Source organism: Pseudomonas sp. MPR-R2A5 (assembly GCF_058793055.1).
On sequence record NZ_JBXAFK010000025.1, the window covers coordinates 46,185 to 64,476 of the forward strand.

Annotated in this window: 17 protein-coding genes; 10 read left to right on the plus strand and 7 right to left on the minus strand. The window is 60.4% G+C overall.

Annotated elements, in window-relative coordinates:
* The first annotated feature begins 3 nt into the window (after positions 1-3).
* Positions 4-519, plus strand: coding sequence for a DUF1120 domain-containing protein (locus AC1Q6I_RS18510; RefSeq protein ID WP_158244166.1), 516 nt, complete (start codon positions 4-6; stop codon positions 517-519).
* Between the two features lie 4 nt (positions 520-523).
* Here AC1Q6I_RS18510 and AC1Q6I_RS18515 read toward each other — a convergent pair whose 3' ends face one another.
* The 4 genes from AC1Q6I_RS18515 to AC1Q6I_RS18530 are packed head-to-tail and all read right to left on the minus strand — an operon-like array spanning position 524 to position 3,363.
* The gene (locus AC1Q6I_RS18515) at positions 524-1,261 is read right to left on the minus strand and encodes an amino acid ABC transporter ATP-binding protein (RefSeq protein ID WP_102625520.1); all 738 of its coding nucleotides are present in this window, start codon (positions 1,259-1,261) and stop codon (positions 524-526) included.
* Entirely contained in the window at positions 1,248-1,898 is a 651-nt protein-coding gene (locus AC1Q6I_RS18520; protein ID WP_024078023.1) for an amino acid ABC transporter permease, read from the minus strand. Before AC1Q6I_RS18520 ends, AC1Q6I_RS18515 begins: the two co-directional genes overlap by 14 nt.
* A complete protein-coding gene (locus AC1Q6I_RS18525; protein WP_024078022.1) occupies positions 1,895-2,563 on the minus strand; it encodes an amino acid ABC transporter permease in 669 nt (222 codons plus the stop codon). The genes AC1Q6I_RS18520 and AC1Q6I_RS18525 overlap by 4 nt, the downstream gene beginning before the upstream one ends.
* A 14-nt stretch (positions 2,564-2,577) precedes the next feature.
* Positions 2,578-3,363: a transporter substrate-binding domain-containing protein gene (locus AC1Q6I_RS18530; RefSeq protein WP_024078021.1), complete on the minus strand. Its 786-nt coding sequence runs from the start codon at positions 3,361-3,363 to the stop codon at positions 2,578-2,580.
* Between the two features lie 255 nt (positions 3,364-3,618).
* Here AC1Q6I_RS18530 and AC1Q6I_RS18535 point away from each other — a divergent pair, with 255 nt between their 5' ends.
* The 6 genes from AC1Q6I_RS18535 (at position 3,619) to AC1Q6I_RS18560 (ending at position 10,892) form a co-directional block, all read left to right on the plus strand.
* Entirely contained in the window at positions 3,619-4,314 is a 696-nt protein-coding gene (locus AC1Q6I_RS18535; protein WP_024078020.1) for a FadR/GntR family transcriptional regulator, read from the plus strand.
* Between the two features lie 122 nt (positions 4,315-4,436).
* Entirely contained in the window at positions 4,437-4,766 is a 330-nt protein-coding gene (gene trxA, locus AC1Q6I_RS18540; protein ID WP_024078019.1) for a thioredoxin TrxA, read from the plus strand.
* A 233-nt stretch (positions 4,767-4,999) separates the two neighbouring features.
* Complete coding sequence (gene rho / locus AC1Q6I_RS18545) at positions 5,000-6,259, plus strand: transcription termination factor Rho (protein WP_017845130.1); 1,260 nt, start codon at positions 5,000-5,002, stop codon at positions 6,257-6,259.
* A 156-nt stretch (positions 6,260-6,415) separates the two neighbouring features.
* Positions 6,416-8,398 carry an acyltransferase family protein gene (locus tag AC1Q6I_RS18550; protein WP_102625519.1) on the plus strand — a complete coding sequence of 661 codons (1,983 nt, stop codon included), beginning with the start codon at positions 6,416-6,418 and terminating at the stop codon, positions 8,396-8,398.
* Between the two features lie 59 nt (positions 8,399-8,457).
* On the plus strand, positions 8,458-9,924 hold the full coding sequence (ubiD, locus tag AC1Q6I_RS18555; protein WP_024078017.1) for a 4-hydroxy-3-polyprenylbenzoate decarboxylase: 1,467 nt from the start codon (positions 8,458-8,460) through the stop codon (positions 9,922-9,924).
* On the plus strand, positions 9,924-10,892 hold the full coding sequence (locus AC1Q6I_RS18560) for a CDP-6-deoxy-delta-3,4-glucoseen reductase (protein WP_024078016.1): 969 nt from the start codon (positions 9,924-9,926) through the stop codon (positions 10,890-10,892). The genes ubiD and AC1Q6I_RS18560 overlap by 1 nt, the downstream gene beginning before the upstream one ends.
* Positions 10,893-11,020: 128 nt before the next feature.
* On the opposite strand, the gene AC1Q6I_RS18565 is transcribed toward AC1Q6I_RS18560, so the two are convergent.
* The gene (locus tag AC1Q6I_RS18565; protein ID WP_102625518.1) at positions 11,021-11,503 is read right to left on the minus strand and encodes a sn-glycerol-3-phosphate transporter; all 483 of its coding nucleotides are present in this window, start codon (positions 11,501-11,503) and stop codon (positions 11,021-11,023) included.
* A gap of 329 nt (positions 11,504-11,832) precedes the next feature.
* On the opposite strand from AC1Q6I_RS18565, the gene AC1Q6I_RS18570 reads away from it, so the two are divergent.
* Positions 11,833-14,220, plus strand: a complete 2,388-nt coding sequence (locus AC1Q6I_RS18570; RefSeq protein ID WP_024078014.1) for a TonB-dependent receptor plug domain-containing protein — start codon at positions 11,833-11,835, stop codon at positions 14,218-14,220.
* 40 nt (positions 14,221-14,260) lie between these two features.
* Positions 14,261-14,914 carry a gamma-glutamylcyclotransferase gene (locus AC1Q6I_RS18575; protein WP_024078013.1) on the plus strand — a complete coding sequence of 218 codons (654 nt, stop codon included), beginning with the start codon at positions 14,261-14,263 and terminating at the stop codon, positions 14,912-14,914.
* On the opposite strand, the gene glpT is transcribed toward AC1Q6I_RS18575, so the two are convergent.
* On the minus strand, positions 14,911-16,248 hold the full coding sequence (glpT, locus tag AC1Q6I_RS18580) for a glycerol-3-phosphate transporter (protein WP_024078012.1): 1,338 nt from the start codon (positions 16,246-16,248) through the stop codon (positions 14,911-14,913). The genes AC1Q6I_RS18575 and glpT overlap by 4 nt on opposite strands.
* 295 nt (positions 16,249-16,543) lie before the next feature.
* Positions 16,544-17,521: an NADPH:quinone oxidoreductase family protein gene (locus tag AC1Q6I_RS18585; RefSeq protein WP_069077247.1), complete on the minus strand. Its 978-nt coding sequence runs from the start codon at positions 17,519-17,521 to the stop codon at positions 16,544-16,546.
* A 150-nt stretch (positions 17,522-17,671) separates the two neighbouring features.
* Between AC1Q6I_RS18585 and AC1Q6I_RS18590 the strand changes: the two genes are divergently transcribed.
* Positions 17,672-18,079, plus strand: coding sequence for a flagellar basal body-associated protein FliL (locus AC1Q6I_RS18590; RefSeq protein ID WP_024078010.1), 408 nt, complete (start codon positions 17,672-17,674; stop codon positions 18,077-18,079).
* Positions 18,080-18,292: the final 213 nt, after the last annotated feature.

Here is an 18,292-nt window from a genome sequence, read left to right on the forward strand (position 1 = left end):
GCCTTGAAGCGTGCTGGTGTGCTGCTGGCGGGGCTGTTGCTGGCGGGTGAGGCCAGTGCGGCTTGTCGTTTGTCCTTGAGCCAGCCGCTGGTTGACTATGGCCTGCTGCGAAGTGACGGGCAGTCGGCCAGCCAGGCCGTTTCCATGGGCAAGCGCACAGTGCGTTTGAATGTGGTGTGCCCTGGGGCAACCGTGATTGCGCTGCGTTTTGACGGTACGCCCGCCAACGCTGAGGGCTACAGGTTTGGTCGGCAAGACTATTTCAACCTGACCCTCCAGCATCCCCTGCTGGATGGGAAGCCCGTGGAGCTGGCGCAGTTGTACAACCACGCCGAGCGAGGCGGGGCCCTGCGCCCAGGGCAGGTGCTGGTTGTGTTGGCAGGTGGGTTGCCTGCCACCGGGCGTACCTTTTCAGCGCAGGTGCAGGTCGACACCTGGCTGTCGAGTGCGGCCATTGCCGTTCGCGATAAAACCACGCTGGAGGGCAATGGACGATTCGAGCTGGTGCCAGGAGGCTGACGGGTCAGGCGGAGGCCTCGGTAGTGCCGATGAAATTCGCGAGCTCGGCAGTCTGAGGGTTTGCAAACAGCCCCTTGGGATCACCGACTTCATGCACCTTGCCCTGGTGCATGAACACCAGCTTATCCCCGACTTCCCGGGCAAAGCGCATTTCGTGGGTCACCATGATCAGGGTCATGCCGTCCTTGGCCAACTGGCGAACCACACTGAGGACTTCATTGACCAGTTCCGGGTCCAGCGCCGAAGTGATTTCATCGCACAGCAGCACCTTGGGCGACATCGCCAGCGCACGAGCGATGGCAACGCGTTGCTGCTGGCCGCCTGAAAGGCGATCGGGAAAGGCGTCGAACTTCTCGCCCAGGCCAACGCGTTCCAGCATCTGTCGCGCCAATTGTGTCGCCTTGGCCTTGGGCACTTTTTGTACGACCTGTGGCGCAAGCATGACGTTTTCGCCCACCGTAAGGTGCGGGAACAGGTTGAACTGCTGGAACACCATGCCCACTTTCTGCCGAAGGCTGCGCAGGTCGGCACGGGCGGCGTCGAGGTATTCGCCGTCAACTTCAATCACGCCGTCGTTGATCGATTCCAGGCCATTGAGGGTTCGCAGTAAAGTGGATTTACCCGAGCCGCTGCGGCCGATGATCGCCACCACCTGGCCTTCTTCAACCGTCAGGTCGATGCCCTTGAGTACGTGGTGATCGCCGTAATACTTATGCAGGGCGGAAATTCTAAGCAGAGGCATGCAGTCTCCTTTCCAGGTAGCGCGCACTGAGGGACAAGGGGTAGCAGAGCAGGAAGTAACCGAGGGCCACCAGGCCGTAGACCATAAAGGGCTCGAAAGTGGCATTGGCGAGCATGCCGCCGGTCTTGGTCAATTCGGTGAAGCCGATGATCGAGGTCACTGCGGTGCCTTTGACCACCTGCACCGAGAAGCCCACGGTGGGCGCCACGGCAATTCGCAGGGCCTGGGGCAGGATCACGTAGCGCAGTTGCTCAAATGGGTTGAGGGCCAGGCTGGCCGAGGCTTCCCACTGCCCGTGGGCGATGGAGTCGACGCAGCCACGCCAGATTTCGGCGAGGTAGGCGCTGGTGAACAGCGTCAAGGCAATCGCCGCGGCCAGCCAGGGCGAGATATCCACGCCAAGCAGGGCGATGCCGAAAAACACCAGGAACAGTTGCATCAACAGCGGCGTGCCCTGGAACAGTTCGATGTAGGTGCGCGCGACATTACGCGGGAAAGCCTTGCGGCTGATGCGCATCGTCATCACCAGCAAGCCGATCAGGCCACCGCCGACAAACGCCACCAACGACAACAACAATGTCCACTGCAGGCCGGTGGCCAGGTTGCGAACGATGTCCCAGAAGGAAAAATCACTCATCGACTGTTCCTCATCACGAAGCGGCGGCCAATCCAGTTGAGGAACTGGCGAATCATCAACGCCATGCACAGGTACACCAGGGTGGTCAGGGCATAGGTTTCAAACGCGCGGAAGTTACGCGACTGGATAAAGTTGGCGGCAAAGCTCAGTTCCTCGGTGGCGATCTGCGAACACACCGCCGAGCCGAGCATCACAATGATGATCTGGCTGCTCAAGGCCGGCCACACCTTGCCCAGCGCCGGTAGCAGCACCACATGGCGGAATGCTTCGAAGCGTGTCATCGCCAGCGCTGCGGCGGCCTCCAGTTGCCCGCGCGGGATGGCCTGGATACCGGCGCGGATGATTTCGGTGGAGTAGGCCCCCAGGTTGATCACCATCGCCAGCACGGCGGCTTGCCACTCGGTAATCTTCAGCCCCAGGGACGGCAGGCCGAAGAAGATAAAGAACAACTGCACCAGGAACGGCGTGTTGCGGATCAACTCGACATACACCCCAAAGAACCAGGCGAATGGCTGGATTTTCCACGCCCGCACCACGGCCCCCACGGTGCCCAGGGCGACCCCCAGGATCGCGCCGATAGCGGTCAGCTCAAGGGTGAACAGGGCACCGCGCAACAGCAGGTCGGTATTGGCCAGCACCGGCACAAAGTCGAATTGATAGGCCATCAATCAGCTCCGCTTCAGAGGTCAGCAGGCAGTGGTTCTTTGAGCCACTGCATCGCGTTCTTTTCCAGGCTGCCGTCCGCCTTGGCCGCGACCAGGATCTGGTTGACCTTCTCCAGCAACGCCGGCTCGTTCTTGTTCACGCCCACGTACACCGGCGAATCCTTGAGCTTCACTTTCAGCGCGGGCACGCGTTTCGGGTTGCGCTCGCTGATCGCTACCATCACCACGTTGCCGCTTGCGATCAGGTCGACTTGGCCGGCCAGGTAGGCGGCGATGGTCGAGTTGTTATCTTCGAAGCGCTTGATGGTTGCCTCTTTGGGGGCGACGGCGGTCAGCTCGATGTCTTCGATGGCGCCACGAGTCACGCTGATGGTCTTGCCCTTGAGGTCGTCAGTGCTGGCGATGGGGGCGTCAGGCGGGCCGAACACCGCCAGGTAGAAGGGGGCGTAGGCCTTGGAGAAGTCGATGACCTTTTCACGCTCGGGGTTCTTGCCCAGGCTGGAGATCACCAAGTCGACCTTGCCGGTGGTGAGGAACGGAATGCGGTTGGTGCTGTTGACCGGCGTCAGTTCCAGCTTGACCTTGAGTTGGTCGGCCAGCAGCTTGGCGGTGTCGATATCCAGGCCGCGTGGTTTCATGTCGGGGCCGACCGAACCGAATGGCGGGAAGTCCTGGGGCACGGCGACCTTGAGGGTGCCACGGGCGACGATGTCGTCCAGACCGTTGGCCTGGGCGGGTGCCTGGCTCAGCATCAGGCTGGCAAACAGGGCAGTGAGCAGGGCGCTGTAGCGCTTGGTCATGGCAACTCTCCGAGAAGGGCGAAGGGAATTTCTGGATTTGCCCAGTGCACAGCCCATGCCATGACCGTCGCAATGGCCTGCAACGCTCGGATTTGTTGAGTTTAAGTGGTCTTACTGGTCTGAACAGTTGGCAGGCATTTCGCACCCTTTTCGGGCGTCGACAAAACCTGGCGAGCCCCTTTGGGGCGTAGCTTGCCGCCGGCTGCGAATAGCTTTACAACTAGCCGCTCAGTTGTCTGGAACCTTGAGTTTTTTATGAATTCCATCGCCCAAGCCGTACCGGAAGCGGCCCTGCAGGCCATCCGTAAACTGATCAAGGAGCAGGGCTTCGGGCCGGGTGATGCATTGCCATCCCAGCGCGACTTGGCAGTGCAGTTGGGCGTGAGCCGGGCGTCTTTGCGCGAGGCATTGTCGTCCCTCAGTGCTTTGGGCGTAGTCAGTGTGCAGCCAGGCAAGGGCGTGTTTGTGCAGGAGGTACAAGAGTCGCCGGGATTTGCCTGGCCCTTCGCGGCCCAGGCCACGCCGCTGGATATCTTCCAGTTGCGCTACGCGCTGGAGGGGTTTGCGGCGGGTTTGGCGGCAGTGACATTGACCCTCGATGAGCTGGATAGCCTTGAAGACAATGTCGAGGCCATGCGCAAAGTGCTCAAGGCCGGTGACTTCGAAGCTGCCGCCCGACTGGACTTCGAATTTCACCAGCGCATCCTCCTGGCCAGCGGCAATCAGGCGATGGTGAGCATACTCAGCGCCAGCGCCGAGGTGTTTCTGGAGAGCCAGAAACTACCGTTCATCCGGCCGGAGCGGGCCATGGAAACCTGGCAGGAGCACCGTCGAATCCTGCGTGCCCTGGCACGTCGCGCCAGTGCAGCGGCACAAAAAACCATGCAGGAACACGTGCGCAACGCGGCATTGCGTACTGGCATTGCCTTTGTGACTCCCGTAACGCCCTGAGTTGGGCCCATACCCAAACTCATGCACCACCATAGCAAGACTCAATCAGAGACGGCTTCCTGAACGGGGGAAGGGCAGCTATGATGGGCAACGTTTTTTTTGCTTACAATCCGGAGACATCCATGAGCAGCGATCTTATCAAGCACGTCACCGACGCGACCTTTGAGGCCGAAGTACTCAAGGCTGCTGGCCCGGTGCTGGTTGACTACTGGGCTGAATGGTGCGGCCCTTGCAAAATGATCGCTCCAGTCCTGGACGACATTGCGACCACCTACGAAGGCAAGCTGACCATTGCCAAGCTGAACATCGACGACAACCAGGAAACCCCGGCCAAGCACGGCGTGCGTGGTATCCCGACCCTGATGCTGTTCAAGGACGGCAACATCGAAGCGACCAAAGTAGGCGCGCTGTCGAAGTCCCAGTTGCAAGCTTTCCTCGACGCGCACATCTAAGCGTCAGCAAAAAGCCCCGCAAATCGCGGGGCTTTTTCGTGAAACAGGGCTAGACGCTCCGAAACTCAGGTGGTACATTCGGCCCCGCACTGGTTTCTCCACTGCCCCCTGCAAGCCGTCGCCGACGCATTCCTTTCGATTAGTACGCGATCCTGTCGCCTTCTCTGCGGCGCGGCCTCATTAAGCCAAAAGCTTAATTTCCCCCCCTCCATAAATGATTACGTCATTCCTATATGAATCTGACTGAACTCAAGCAAAAGCCGATTACCGAACTGCTCGAATTGGCCGAACAGATGGGCATAGAAAATATGGCCCGTTCGCGCAAGCAGGACGTGATTTTCTCCCTGCTGAAAAAGCACGCGAAAAGCGGCGAGGAAATCTCCGGTGATGGCGTGCTGGAGATTCTCCAGGACGGCTTCGGCTTCCTCCGCTCTGCAGACGCCTCCTATCTCGCCGGCCCAGACGATATCTATGTCTCGCCGAGCCAGATCCGTCGCTTCAACTTGCGCACCGGTGACACCATCGTTGGCAAGATCCGCCCTCCGAAGGAAGGCGAGCGTTATTTCGCCCTGCTCAAGGTCGACACGATCAACTTCGATCGTCCCGAGAACGCGAAAAACAAGATTCTCTTCGAGAACCTGACCCCGCTGTTCCCGACCGTGCGCATGAAGATGGAAGCCGGCAACGGTTCCACCGAAGACCTGACCGGTCGAGTCATCGACCTGTGCGCTCCCATCGGCAAGGGCCAGCGTGGCCTGATCGTCGCACCGCCGAAAGCCGGTAAGACCATCATGCTGCAGAACATTGCAGCGAACATCGCACGTAACAACCCTGAAGTTCACCTGATCGTATTGCTGATCGATGAGCGTCCGGAAGAAGTTACCGAAATGCAGCGCACCGTGCGCGGCGAAGTGGTTGCCTCGACGTTCGATGAGCCGCCAACCCGCCACGTGCAGGTTGCCGAAATGGTGATCGAGAAGGCCAAGCGCCTGGTCGAACACAAGAAGGACGTGGTGATCCTGCTCGACTCCATCACCCGTCTGGCTCGCGCCTACAACACCGTGATCCCGAGCTCCGGCAAGGTATTGACCGGTGGTGTCGATGCCCACGCCCTGGAGAAACCGAAGCGTTTCTTCGGCGCCGCGCGGAACATCGAAGAAGGCGGCTCGCTGACCATTATCGCCACCGCGCTGGTTGAAACCGGCTCGAAGATGGATGAAGTGATCTACGAAGAGTTCAAGGGTACCGGCAACATGGAATTGCCCCTGGACCGTCGCATCGCGGAAAAACGCGTGTTCCCGGCGATCAACATCAACCGCTCCGGCACCCGCCGCGAAGAGTTGCTGACCGCCGACGACGAACTGCAGCGCATGTGGATCCTGCGCAAGCTGCTGCACCCAATGGACGAAGTTGCGGCCATTGAGTTCTTGATCGACAAGCTGAAAACCACCAAGACCAACGACGAGTTCTTCCTGTCGATGAAACGTAAGTAATACGACGTTTCAGGTCCGAAAGAATGGCGCCCTCCGGGGCGCCATTTTTTTTGTGTCGAAAAAGGGAGGTTTGAGCGCGTCAAGTGTCAGTTAAGAAACAAAAAAGGTGAGCGAGGCTACGCTCATCCCCATTCGTATCTGGCTGACTCTAGATTTATGACCTCTCTTGCTTACCGAAGAGACATTGATGGCCTACGTGCTGTCGCTGTCCTTGCAGTCGTACTGTTCCACTTTGGCGTTCCAGGCGTTACTGGCGGCTTTGTGGGGGTAGACGTTTTTTTTGTGATTTCCGGCTTTTTGATTACTTCGATCATCTGGCGCGAACGCCAGGCCGGGCGTTTCAGTTTCGTCGACTTCTGGGCTCGCCGCGCCCGGCGTATCCTGCCGGCGTTGTTCATGATGATGGCCGCGACACTGGCAGTGGGTTGGTTCCTGTTGGCACCCAAGGACTACGAAGAGCTGGGACGGTCGGCGCACTACCAGGCGATCTTCACCTCCAACCTGCTATTTTCACGCCAGCACGGTTATTTCGACGCCTCCTCTGACATCAAGCCATTGCTGCACACCTGGTCGCTGGCGGTGGAGGAGCAGTTCTACATCCTCTTCCCGTTGTTGCTGACCCTGCTTTCCAGCCGCTTGAAACACTGGCGCCTGGCCTTGTTCGTGGTGTTGCTGGTGTCGTTTGGCCTGAGCGTCTGGGCCGTCGACCACCAACCGCAAAAAGCCTTCTTCCTGCTACACCTCAGGGCCTGGGAACTGCTGGCGGGTGCGATGCTGGCGGTGATGCCCAAGCGTGACTGGCGCGCTTCACCGGCACTCGCCCAGGGGGTCAGTCTGGTGTCCATGGCGTTGATCCTGATTGCCATATTCGCTTTCGATGCGTCCACGCCATTCCCCGGTGCCGCTGCTTTGCTGCCGGTGCTGGGTGTGGTTGGTTTGATCTGGGCCAATGGGCAGCGGCAAACCTGGGTCGGGCGGTTGCTCAGTTCGCGGTTGATGGTGGGCCTGGGGCTGATTTCTTATTCCTGGTACCTGTGGCATTGGCCGGTGTTCGTGTACGCCAACTATGCCGCGGTTGATGGCTTGGGCACGCTTGATCTGACCGGGTTGTTATTGCTGAGCCTGGTGCTGGGTTATGTGTCCTGGCGCTTCGTGGAGGCGCCGTTTCGGGAAAAGCGCTTGCTGGCTGGGCGCAAGGCGATCCTGGCCGCTGCCGGGGCTGGCATCCTGTGCCTGGGCTTGACGGGCCTTGCGGTGCGCGAAGCCGATGGCGTGCCTTCACGCTTGTCCGAACAGGCGTTGCGGTATGCCCAGGCTAAGAAATGGAGCCCGGAACTCATGGCCTGCCTGGCGGACAAGGACACGCCCGATGAGCGACTGTTCTGCCACTTTGGCCCCAAAAGTCTGTCGGTGTCCGCGCTGGTGTGGGGCGATAGCCATGCCACCGCGTTGATTCCGGCGCTTGAGGATGGGGCCAAGCGCCACGACATCAGCCTGGTACAGGCCAGCTTCGCCGGTTGCGTGCCCTTGGACGGTCTGGAGAATATTTCTCGGTGTGCGCATTTCAATCGCCGCGTCGAGAAGGCCTTGGCCGGTCAGTCGTTCAGTGATGTGGTACTGGCGGCGCGCTGGAGCCTTTACCTCTATGGGCAAATGTCGGGCGACAAGGAGCACGCGCTCAAGGACCCGAGCACCGGTGAGTACGTGCGCGCCGTGGCCGAACAACGCTTCGCCGAGGGCCTGCGCGAGCGCATCAAGGGGTTGCGCGCCGCCGGGCATCGCGTGTGGTTGGTCAAGGAAGTCCCGCTGCAGCAAATCATCGTGCCTTACCGCCTCAGTCGCCTGGCCATGATGCACCGCCCGGTGGAGGGAGAAGGGCTTGCGGTGGAGGAGCATGAGCGGCGCCAGGCTTTTATCACCCAGCTATTCGACGAGTTGGCGGCTGCCGACAGTGGCGTGGCGGTACTGGACCCGGCGCCCCTGCTGTGTGGCGTCGACGGTCTATGTCGGGTCGAACTCAATGGTCGCGCGCTGTACACCGATGATAATCACCTCTCCGAGGTCGGTGCGCGGCACATCGAAGCCTTTCTGGAGCCACTGTTCAGTTCGCTGCAATCACGGGGGCTGACGGCCAATTAAGCTGCCAGCCGCGGTCAGAGCAGGTAGGATGTACGCCTATTTTACGGGTGGCATGGTTAATGAAATTCAAGGATCTTCGGGATTTCGTGCAGCAACTTGAGCAGCGCGGAGAGTTGAAACGTATCCAGGTACCGGTTTCCCCGGTGCTGGAAATGACTGAGATTTGCGACCGTACCCTGCGTAACAAGGGCCCGGCGCTGCTGTTCGAGAACCCGACCGGCTTTGATATCCCGGTGCTCGGCAACCTGTTCGGCACCCCCGACCGCGTGGCCTTTGGCATGGGCGCCGAATCGGTCAGCGAATTGCGCGAGATCGGCAAGCTGCTGGCATTCCTCAAGGAGCCCGAGCCTCCCAAGGGCTTGAAGGATGCCTGGTCGAAGCTGCCGATTTTCCGCAAGATCATTGCCATGGCGCCCAAGGTGGTCAAGGACGCGGTGTGCCAGGAAGTGGTCATCGAGGGTGATGACGTCGACCTGGGCATGTTGCCGGTGCAGACCTGCTGGCCCGGCGACGTCGGCCCGCTGATCACCTGGGGTCTGACCGTCACTAAGGGCCCGAACAAGGATCGCCAGAACCTCGGTATCTACCGTCAGCAAGTGATCGGCCGCAACAAAGTGATCATGCGTTGGCTGAGCCACCGCGGCGGTGCCCTCGATTTCCGTGAGTGGTGTGAAAAGCACCCGGGCAAGCCGTTCCCGGTTTCCGTGGCGCTGGGTGCCGACCCGGCGACCATCCTCGGCGCCGTGACGCCGGTACCGGACAGCCTGTCCGAATACGCATTCGCCGGCCTGCTGCGCGGCAACCGCACTGAGCTGGTGAAGTGCCGTGGCAACGACCTGCAAGTACCGGCCACCGCCGAAATCATCCTCGAAGGCGTGATTCACCCCGGTGAAATGGCCGATGAGGGCCCTTACGGTGACCACACCGGTTACTACAACGAAGTCGACAGCTTCCCGGTGTTTACCGTTGAACGCATTACCCATCGAATCAAGCCGATCTACCACAGCACCTACACTGGCCGACCACCGGATGAGCCGGCGATCCTCGGCGTGGCGCTCAACGAAGTGTTCGTGCCGATCCTGCAAAAGCAATTCCCGGAGATCACCGACTTCTACCTGCCGCCGGAAGGCTGTTCGTACCGCATGGCCATTGTGACCATGAAGAAGTCGTACCCAGGCCATGCCAAGCGGGTCATGCTGGGTGTGTGGTCGTTTTTGCGACAGTTCATGTACACCAAGTTCGTTATTGTCACCGACGACGACATCAACGCCCGTGACTGGAACGACGTGATCTGGGCCATCACCACGCGCATGGACCCCAAGCGCGATACGGTGATGATCGACAATACGCCGATCGACTACCTTGATTTCGCCTCGCCGGTGTCGGGGCTGGGGTCGAAGATGGGCCTGGATGCCACCCATAAGTGGCCGGGTGAAACCACCCGCGAGTGGGGGCGGGTGATCGTCAAGGATGAAGCCGTGACGGCGCGTGTCGATGCGATCTGGAAAGAATTGGGAATAGATTGATGCGTGTAACCCTGCAACCTTCCGGTGCGGTACTGGAGTTGGTCCCTGGCGAGCGAATTCTCGAAGGCGCCCGCCGCCTGGGCTACGAGTGCCCGCAAGCCTGTCGCAACGGCGTGTGCCACGTGTGTGCGGCGCTCCTGGTGGAAGGCCGCGTGCAGCAGGCCGGCGAGGTGCGCGACCATGGTGAGTTCTATACCTGCATCGCCGAGCCACTGGAAGATTGTGTGGTGTTGTGGGATGGCGTGCTGGCACCGGGTGAGTTACCGCTGCGCAAGTTGGCGTGCCAGTTGAGCGAGTGCGTGGAGGTCGGTGGCGATGTGTGGCGCGTGCGCCTGCGCGCCCCGGCCGGCAAGGCAGTGCGTTACCACGCTGGGCAATACCTGATGATCGAGCGGGAGAACGGCGAGAAGTCGGCGTTTTCCCTGGCCTCCGCGCCCCATGCCGGGCGCGACCTGGAATTGCACGTGCTGGCCCGTGAGGACAGCGCGCGCAACCTGCTGGAGCAGTTGCAGCGCAACCGGATGGCTCGCATTGAGCTGCCGTTTGGCGACACCCACCTGGCTGAGCTGCCAGACGGGCCGCTGGTATTGATCGCCGCCGGCACCGGCATGGCGCAGATGCACAGCCTGATCGAGCATTGCCGCGCCTCGGGCTTCAAGCACCCGGTGCACCTGTATTGGGGCGTGCGTCGTCCAGAAGACTTCTACGAGATCGAGCATTGGGATCAATGGGCTCAACTGCCCAACCTGTTCCTGCACAAAGTCGTCAGCGACCTGTGTGGCTGGCAGGGTCGCTGCGGGCTGTTGCATGAGGCTGTGTGCGAGGACATTGCCGACCTGAAGGCGGTGCATGTCTACGCCAGCGGTTCGCCGGCGATGATCTACGGGACCTTGGACGCACTGGTGGAGGCCGGCATGGATGCGCACCAGATGCGCGCCGACGTATTCGCCTACGCCCCGCGGCCCTGACGCGATCAAACGGTGGGAGGGGCGGTGCGACGATTCGCCTTGCTCCCATAGCGGTGTATCAGTCCAAATGAGCTGGCTGGCACTTCCCTATCGGGAGCAAGCCACCCGCCACAATGGTTTGTGCCGGCTCAGAATCGTACTCCGGTCGTCACCATCGCCGCATTGAACCCCAGCAATACCAGTTCCGCCGCCACCGGCCCGTAATGGGCGCCCACGGACGGAATGATCACCGGCGCCACGCCAAAACGGTTCAACGGGATCTTGTCGCGATATTCGCCGCGATAACCCTGGATCGCCCCGCCTGTCAGTTTCACATACACCGGATAGTCAGCCATGTCATAGCGCTTGCCCGCGTAGACGTAGTACGAGCGCTGGCTGAACGAGTTGCGAAACGTCGCGCCGCCATATACCAGGCCTGACGGCTCATTGCGTTCCAGCCCGATCAAGTCTTGCTGGTTATTGTGGTCCGGGTCCGGCGCGAAATGGCGGGTGTAGACACTGGTCTGCGCATACCAGAAGCCATCGTCGTCATTGGCGGGCGGCGCTTCGGCAGCGAGGGCCGTGGCGGCCTGGGCCAGGAACAGCAGGCCGGGCAGTCGATATTTTTTCATGGAGGCGACCTCGATAGTCGGTGTGAGAGGCGGCTAAGTGGGTCGTGATGTGCACGCTATTTTGACGGCTTGACGTGCGCCCAGGCTGAACCAGGGCTGAAAGTAGCGGGATTGCTGCCCTGAATCCTGACGAAAGGGCGGGGGGGCTTATACTTTTGCTTATTCTTTTAAGGTATTTAATTTATTTGATAAATATCTTTAAGCTATATATCAACGGACTACCGAACGACAGACACTAACCAATCACTGACCGCCACCGCCCGCCAGCCGGATCGATCGTACGCACTCAGCGCAATGAAGTTCTGAGTGTTGATTCCAAGGGGAGCGGTATGGGGAGCTACAAGAAACACGCGTTGTACTCAGCGATTTTGTCGGCCAATTTGCTGACCGCAGTGGGATTCAATCCAGTCCAGGCGGCTGAAACGCCTGCCGCCGATGTACCCAAACTCGACACGGTGATCGTCACCGGTACCCGTGCCCAGGAGCGCACGGCCAGCGCTTCACTGTCGCCTATCGATGTGATTTCCGGTGAGACCCTACGCAGTACCGGCTCCGATGAGCTGGGGGCGGTGCTGGCGCGCCTGATTCCGTCGATCAACTTCCCTCGCCCAAGCCTGGTGGACGGTGCCGAGCTGGTACGACCTGCACAGTTGCGCGGCCTGTCGCCGGACCAGGTGCTGGTGCTGGTCAACGGCAAGCGCCGCCACACCAGTGCGTTCGTCAACCTGGGCGGTGCGGTAGGGCGTGGTTCGGCCCCGGCGGATTTGAATGCGATCCCGCTGTCGGCGGTGGATCATATCGAAGTGCTGCGTGACGGCGCTTCCGCGCGCTACGGCTCCGATGCCATCGCGGGTGTGATCAACGTGATCCTCAAGCACGCTGACCATGGCGGCTCGATCTCCACCAAGTTTGGCGAATACAAGAAGGGCGATGGCATCCAGCGCAATATCAGCGGCAACACTGGCCTGGCTTTGGGTGACAACGGCTTTATCAACCTCTCGGCCGAAGGTGCCGACAACGACTACACCAACCGCGCCGGGGATGATTTCCGGCCGGGTAGCGTGGGTTCCACCACCTACGGCCAGCGCGTGTTCCGACAAGGCGAGCCGGCGACCAATGAAGGCAAATTGCAGTTCAACTCCGAATATTCCTTCAACGATGCGGCCGAGTTCTACTCTTTCGGCGGTTACAGCAAGCGACGCGGCGAGACGGCAGCGTTCTACCGGGCGAGCAATGCGTCCAACAACATCCCGGCGCTCAACCCCAACGGCTACCTGCCGCTGATCAAAGGCGACCTGGAGGACACCTCACTGGTGGTGGGCCTGCGCGGCTTGCTGGCCTACGACTGGCATTACGACTTCTCGGCCAATTACGGCAAGAACCAGTACGCGCTGAGCACCGAAACCATCAACACCTCCCTGGGCCTGGCCACGCCGCGCAAGTTCGATAACGGCACGTTGAGCAACGACCAGAAGCAAATCAGCCTGGACCTGTCTCGCGAGTTCGACGTGGGTTGGCTGCCTTACCCGGTGTCCGTGGCGTTTGGTGGTGAATACTTGCACCAGGGGTATGAAATCGAGGCGGGAGAGCCCGCCTCTTATTACCAGACCGGCAGCTCGGGGTTAGGTGGCTTTCGTGATGCTGATGCGGGCACCAGCACACGGCATAACTGGGCACAGTACCTGGACCTGGAAACCAACTTCACCGAAAAACTCAGTGCCTCGGCCGCCGTGCGCCATGAGGACTACAGCGACTTTGGCTCCAATGTCAGCGGCTCGCTGTCAGCGCGTTACGACTTCACCCCGCAAGTCGCGGTGCGCGGCAGTATTTCCAATGGTTTCCGCGCACCGTCCCTGGCCCAGCAGAACTTTGCCTACACCTCCTCGCAGTTGATCGGCAGTACGATCCAGGAAGCCGGCACCTTCCCGGCCAACAGCCAGGTGGCCCGTCTGCTCGGTGCCGAAGACCTCAAGGCCGAGAAATCGCGCAACTACAGCCTCGGCCTGGTACTGGAACCGGCCGATGACTTGACCGTGACGCTGGACGTGTACCGCATCGATATCCGTGACCGCATCAGCCTTTCGTCCAACCTGAACCTCAACCCGGCGGCGATTGCTTACCTGCAGGCCAATGGCGTGGGCAATATCAACTACACCAGTGCGCGGTACTTCACCAATGCCACCGACACCAGCACCGACGGCGTCGACCTGGTGGCCAACTATCGCTATCAACTCGATAACGGCATCCGCTGGAACAGCACCGTGGGCTACAACTACAACCACACCAAGGTCACCGACGTGAAAGCCAACCCGGCCGTCCTCGATAGCCTGGGGGTGAACCTGCTGCGGGTGGACCGTCGCGAGCGCATCGGTTTGCTCGGCGACACCACGCCCCAGCACAAACTGAGCCTGGGTAACGACTTCACCTTCGGCCGGTGGGCGTTGCACAGCAACCTGGTGCGCTATGGTGAATTCACCAGTTACCAGGCCGACAAGGTCAACGACCAGACCTTCAAGGCGGCCTGGGTGCTCGACCTGTCGGTGGACTACAAGCTGAAGAACTGGACCTTCACCCTGGGCGGCGACAACGTTACGGATAAATACCCGGAGAAGGTCAACGCCTTCGCCAGCAGTGGTGGCAATTTGGCCTATAGCACTTTTTCGCCATACGGTTACAGCGGCGCGTTCTATTACGGTAAAGTTGCTTACAACTGGTAACAGCTTTTCGCAGCAACACAGGAGACCTAAGCGATCCGCCATGACCGTTATTGAAACCGATCTTTTGCAATTGGCTTACCCTCCGCGGCTCGATCTGGGGCCGCAACTCACTCACGAACAGTTGATGAGCTCAATGCAGGCCACCATGGCCAGGCATAAGGGTGGGCCGGTCTGGTTATTCGCTTATGGTTCGCTGATCTGGCGCCCTGAGTGCTCCTCGACCGAGCGCGTGCGGGCACGGGTCCACGGTTATCACCGGGGCCTGTACCTGTGGTCCCACGAGCATCGGGGTACACCGGAACTACCAGGGTTGGTGTTCGGGCTGGATCGGGGCGGTTCGTGCAGCGGGTTTGCCTATCGCCTGCCGGAAGATCAGCTGGAGGCCTCGCTTTATGCCCTGTGGCAGCGCGAGATGCCATACCCCTCCTACCGGCCGCACTGGCTCAGTTGCCGTCTGGAAGATGGCAGCCAGGTACAGGCGTTAGGGTTTGTCTTGGAGCGGCATTTACCCAGCTACGCCGGCAACTTGCCCGATATCGTGCTCAATCACGTATTGCAAAGCGCTTGCGGGCGTTACGGCACTACGCGCGATTATGTCGAGCAGACCGTCAACGCCCTGCGTAGCCACGCCATGCCAGACAAGAATCTGGAGGCGCGGCTCAAGCGTTGTGCAAAGGATTGCTCAGGTGATTAACGCGCCGAGCTGACACTGTTGGTGTGCCATAAGGTTGGGATCAGGAAGGCGATGGCCAGCAGGCACGCGCCGATCAACAGCACAAAGCCACCGTCCCAGCCGAAATGGTCCACCGTGTAGCCCATGGCCGCGCTCGCCGCCACCGAACCGCCCAGGTAACCGAACAGGCCGGTGAAGCCCGCTGCCGTACCGGCGGCTTTCTTCGGCGCCAGTTCCAGCGCCTGCAGGCCGATCAGCATCACCGGGCCGTAGATCAGGAAGCCGATGGAGAACAGCGCGATCATATCGACCATCGGGTTGCCCGGCGGGTTGAGCCAGTAGACCAGGGTGGCCAAGGTTACCAACGTCATGAACACGATGCCGGTCAGGCCTCGGTTACCGCGGAAAATCTTGTCCGACATCCAGCCGCACAACAGCGTGCCTGGAATACCGGCCCATTCGTAGAAGAAGTACGCCCAGGACGACTTGTCGACCGTGAAGTGCTTGGCTTCTTTCAAGTAGGTTGGCGCCCAGTCCAGTACGCCATAGCGCAGCAGGTAGACGAACACGTTGGCGAAGGCGATGTACCACAGCATTTTGTTGCGCAGCACGTACTTGACGAAGATTTCCTTGGCGCTGAATTCGTCTTCGTGGCTGGCGTCGTAGCCTTCCGGGTAGTCGTTCTTGTACTGCTCGATCGGCGGCAGGCCAACCGATTGCGGGGTGTCGCGCATGGTGATGAAGGCAAACGCCGCCACCAGCAACGCTACGGTTGCCGGCACATAGAACGCCGCATGCCAGTCGTTGAACCAGGCCATGCCCAACAGGAACAGCGGGCCGATCAGGCCTCCGCCGACGTTATGCGCGACGTTCCAGACCGAGACTACGCGGCCGCGTTCTTTTTGCGACCACCAGTGCACCATGGTGCGTCCGCTTGGCGGCCAGCCCATGCCCTGGGCCCAGCCATTGATGAACAGCAGAATGAACATCATGGTCACGCTGGACGTTGCCCAAGGTGCGAAACCGAAAATGAACATCACCCCCGCCGATACCAGCAGGCCGAAGGGCAGGAAGTAGCGCGGGTTGGAGCGGTCGGACACCAGGCCCATCAGGAACTTGGACAAGCCGTAGGCAATCGCGATGGCCGACATTGCCAGGCCCAGTTCGCCACGGGTGTAACCCTCGTCGATCAGGTAAGGCATGGCCAGGGAGAAGTTCTTGCGCAGCAGGTAGTACCCGGCGTATCCGAAGAAAATACCGGCGAAGATCTGCCAGCGCAGTCGTCGGTAGGTACTGTCTATTTTTTCTTCAGGCAGGGGTGCCTGGTGCGCGGCAGGACGAAAAAAAGCAAACATTCAAGAGCTCCAGATTTCTTGTTTTGACTGCGGATGCGAATGTTACAGTTTCGTTACCGAAAATAGCATCGCGTCTTATGTGCAAACACAAGAAAACAGAGCAAGCGCGTGTTCTCTTACGAACATGTCGATAATCGATACGTGGTGGTCGTTTAGCGCTTCTCAGACCAATGCAGAGCAAATGTGGGAGGGGGGCTTGCCCCCGATGGCGGTGACTCAGTCAACAGTTGCATCAACTGACCCACAGCAATCGGGGGCAAGCCCCCTCCCACACTGATCGCATTTCACGTGGCTATCAGCGGGTCTGGACGACGACCTTGCCGACCGCCTTGCGCTGGCCGAGATCATTGATCGCCTGTGCGGCTTGTTCCAGCGGATACACCTGCGACACCAGCGGCTTGAGCTTGCCCTCGGCGTACCAGGCAAACAACTGGTGGAAGTTCGCCGCATTATCCTGCGGCTGGCGCTGGGCGAACGAGCCCCAGAACACCCCGACCACCGCCGCACCTTTGAGCAGCGCCAGGTTCACCGGTAGCTCCGGAATGCGCCCACTGGCAAACCCCACGACCAGCAGGCGGCCGTTCCAGGCGATTGCGCGGATGGCCTGGTCAAACAGGTCGCCACCCACCGGGTCGTAGATCACATCGGCGCCGTTGCCATCGGTCAGGCGCTTGATCTCGTCTTTCAGGCTGGCTTCGCTGTAATTGATCAGTTCATCGGCGCCGGCCGCCTTGGCCACCGCGAGCTTGTCGGCGCTGCTGGCGGCGGCGATCACGCGCGCGCCCATGGCCTTGCCAATTTCCACGGCGGCCAGGCCCACGCCACCGGAGGCGCCGAGCACCAGCAGGGTTTCGCCAGGTTGCAGGTTGGCCCGTTGTTTCAGGGCGTGCATCGACGTGCCGTAGGTCATGCTGAACGCGGCTGCGGTGTTGAAGTCCATGCTCGGCGGGATCGGCAGCACGTTATAGCCGGGTACGGCGACCTGTTCGGCAAAGCTGCCCCAGCCTGTCAGCGCCATGACCCGGTCGCCGACCTTCAGGTGGCTGACCTTTTCGCCCACTTCACTGACCACCCCCGCCGCTTCGCCGCCCGGCGAGAACGGGAAAGGCGGCTTGAACTGGTACTTGCCCTCAATGATCAAGGTATCCGGGAAGTTGACCCCGGCCGCGTGCACGTCCAGCAGGATTTCGTTCTTCTTGATCGCCGGGCTGGGGATCTCTTCCAGCACCAGGGTTTCGGCAGGGCCGAAGGCTTTGCACAGCACAGCTTTCATCGGACTATTCCTTTTGGCGTCGTGGCCGATAAGTGTAGGAGGGTACGCCCGGGGGTCAACGAGCATGCCCTGGCCTGATAAGTCGCCATAAGCTTGTGCTCAGCCTTGCTAGCGTTATGCTACCTGGCAATCGAATGTGAGGAATGAACTGTGAAAGCGTGGATCCCGTTGATGCTGGCCCTGACCTTGCCGATGGCAGCCCAGGCCGAAGAAGCCAAAGAAGGTGAGGCACCGAAGGTCAGCTATATCAGCCTGACTCCGCCGTTCGTGGGCAACTATGGCCTGGATGGCACGGCAAAGCTCAAGGTGTACAAGGCCGACATCGCCCTGCGCGTCACCGGCCCCGAAGCGGCGGCGCTGGTCAAATCCAACGATGCATTGATTCGCAACCAGTTGGTGGCACTGTTCACCCAGCAGACCAACGAGACCATGAGCAGTGTCGAAGGCAAGGAAAAGCTGCGCCAGGAAGCACTCAAGCAAACCCAGCAAGTGATGAGCGACGAAACCGGCAAACCGGTGGTGGAAGACCTGCTGTTCAATAACCTCATCATCCAGTAACTGTGGCGATCGCGCTTACTGTGGCGAGCCGGCTTGTTGTGGCGAGCGGGCTTGTTGTGGTGAGCCGGCTTGTTGTGGTGAGCGGGCTTGCCCCGCGTTGGGCTGCGCAGCAGCCCCCTCCAATTCCACCCGATTTCTTCAGGCGTACCGAGGCGTATGATTTTGGGGCGGCTTCGCCACCCAACGCGGGGCAAGCCCGCTCGCCACAACAAG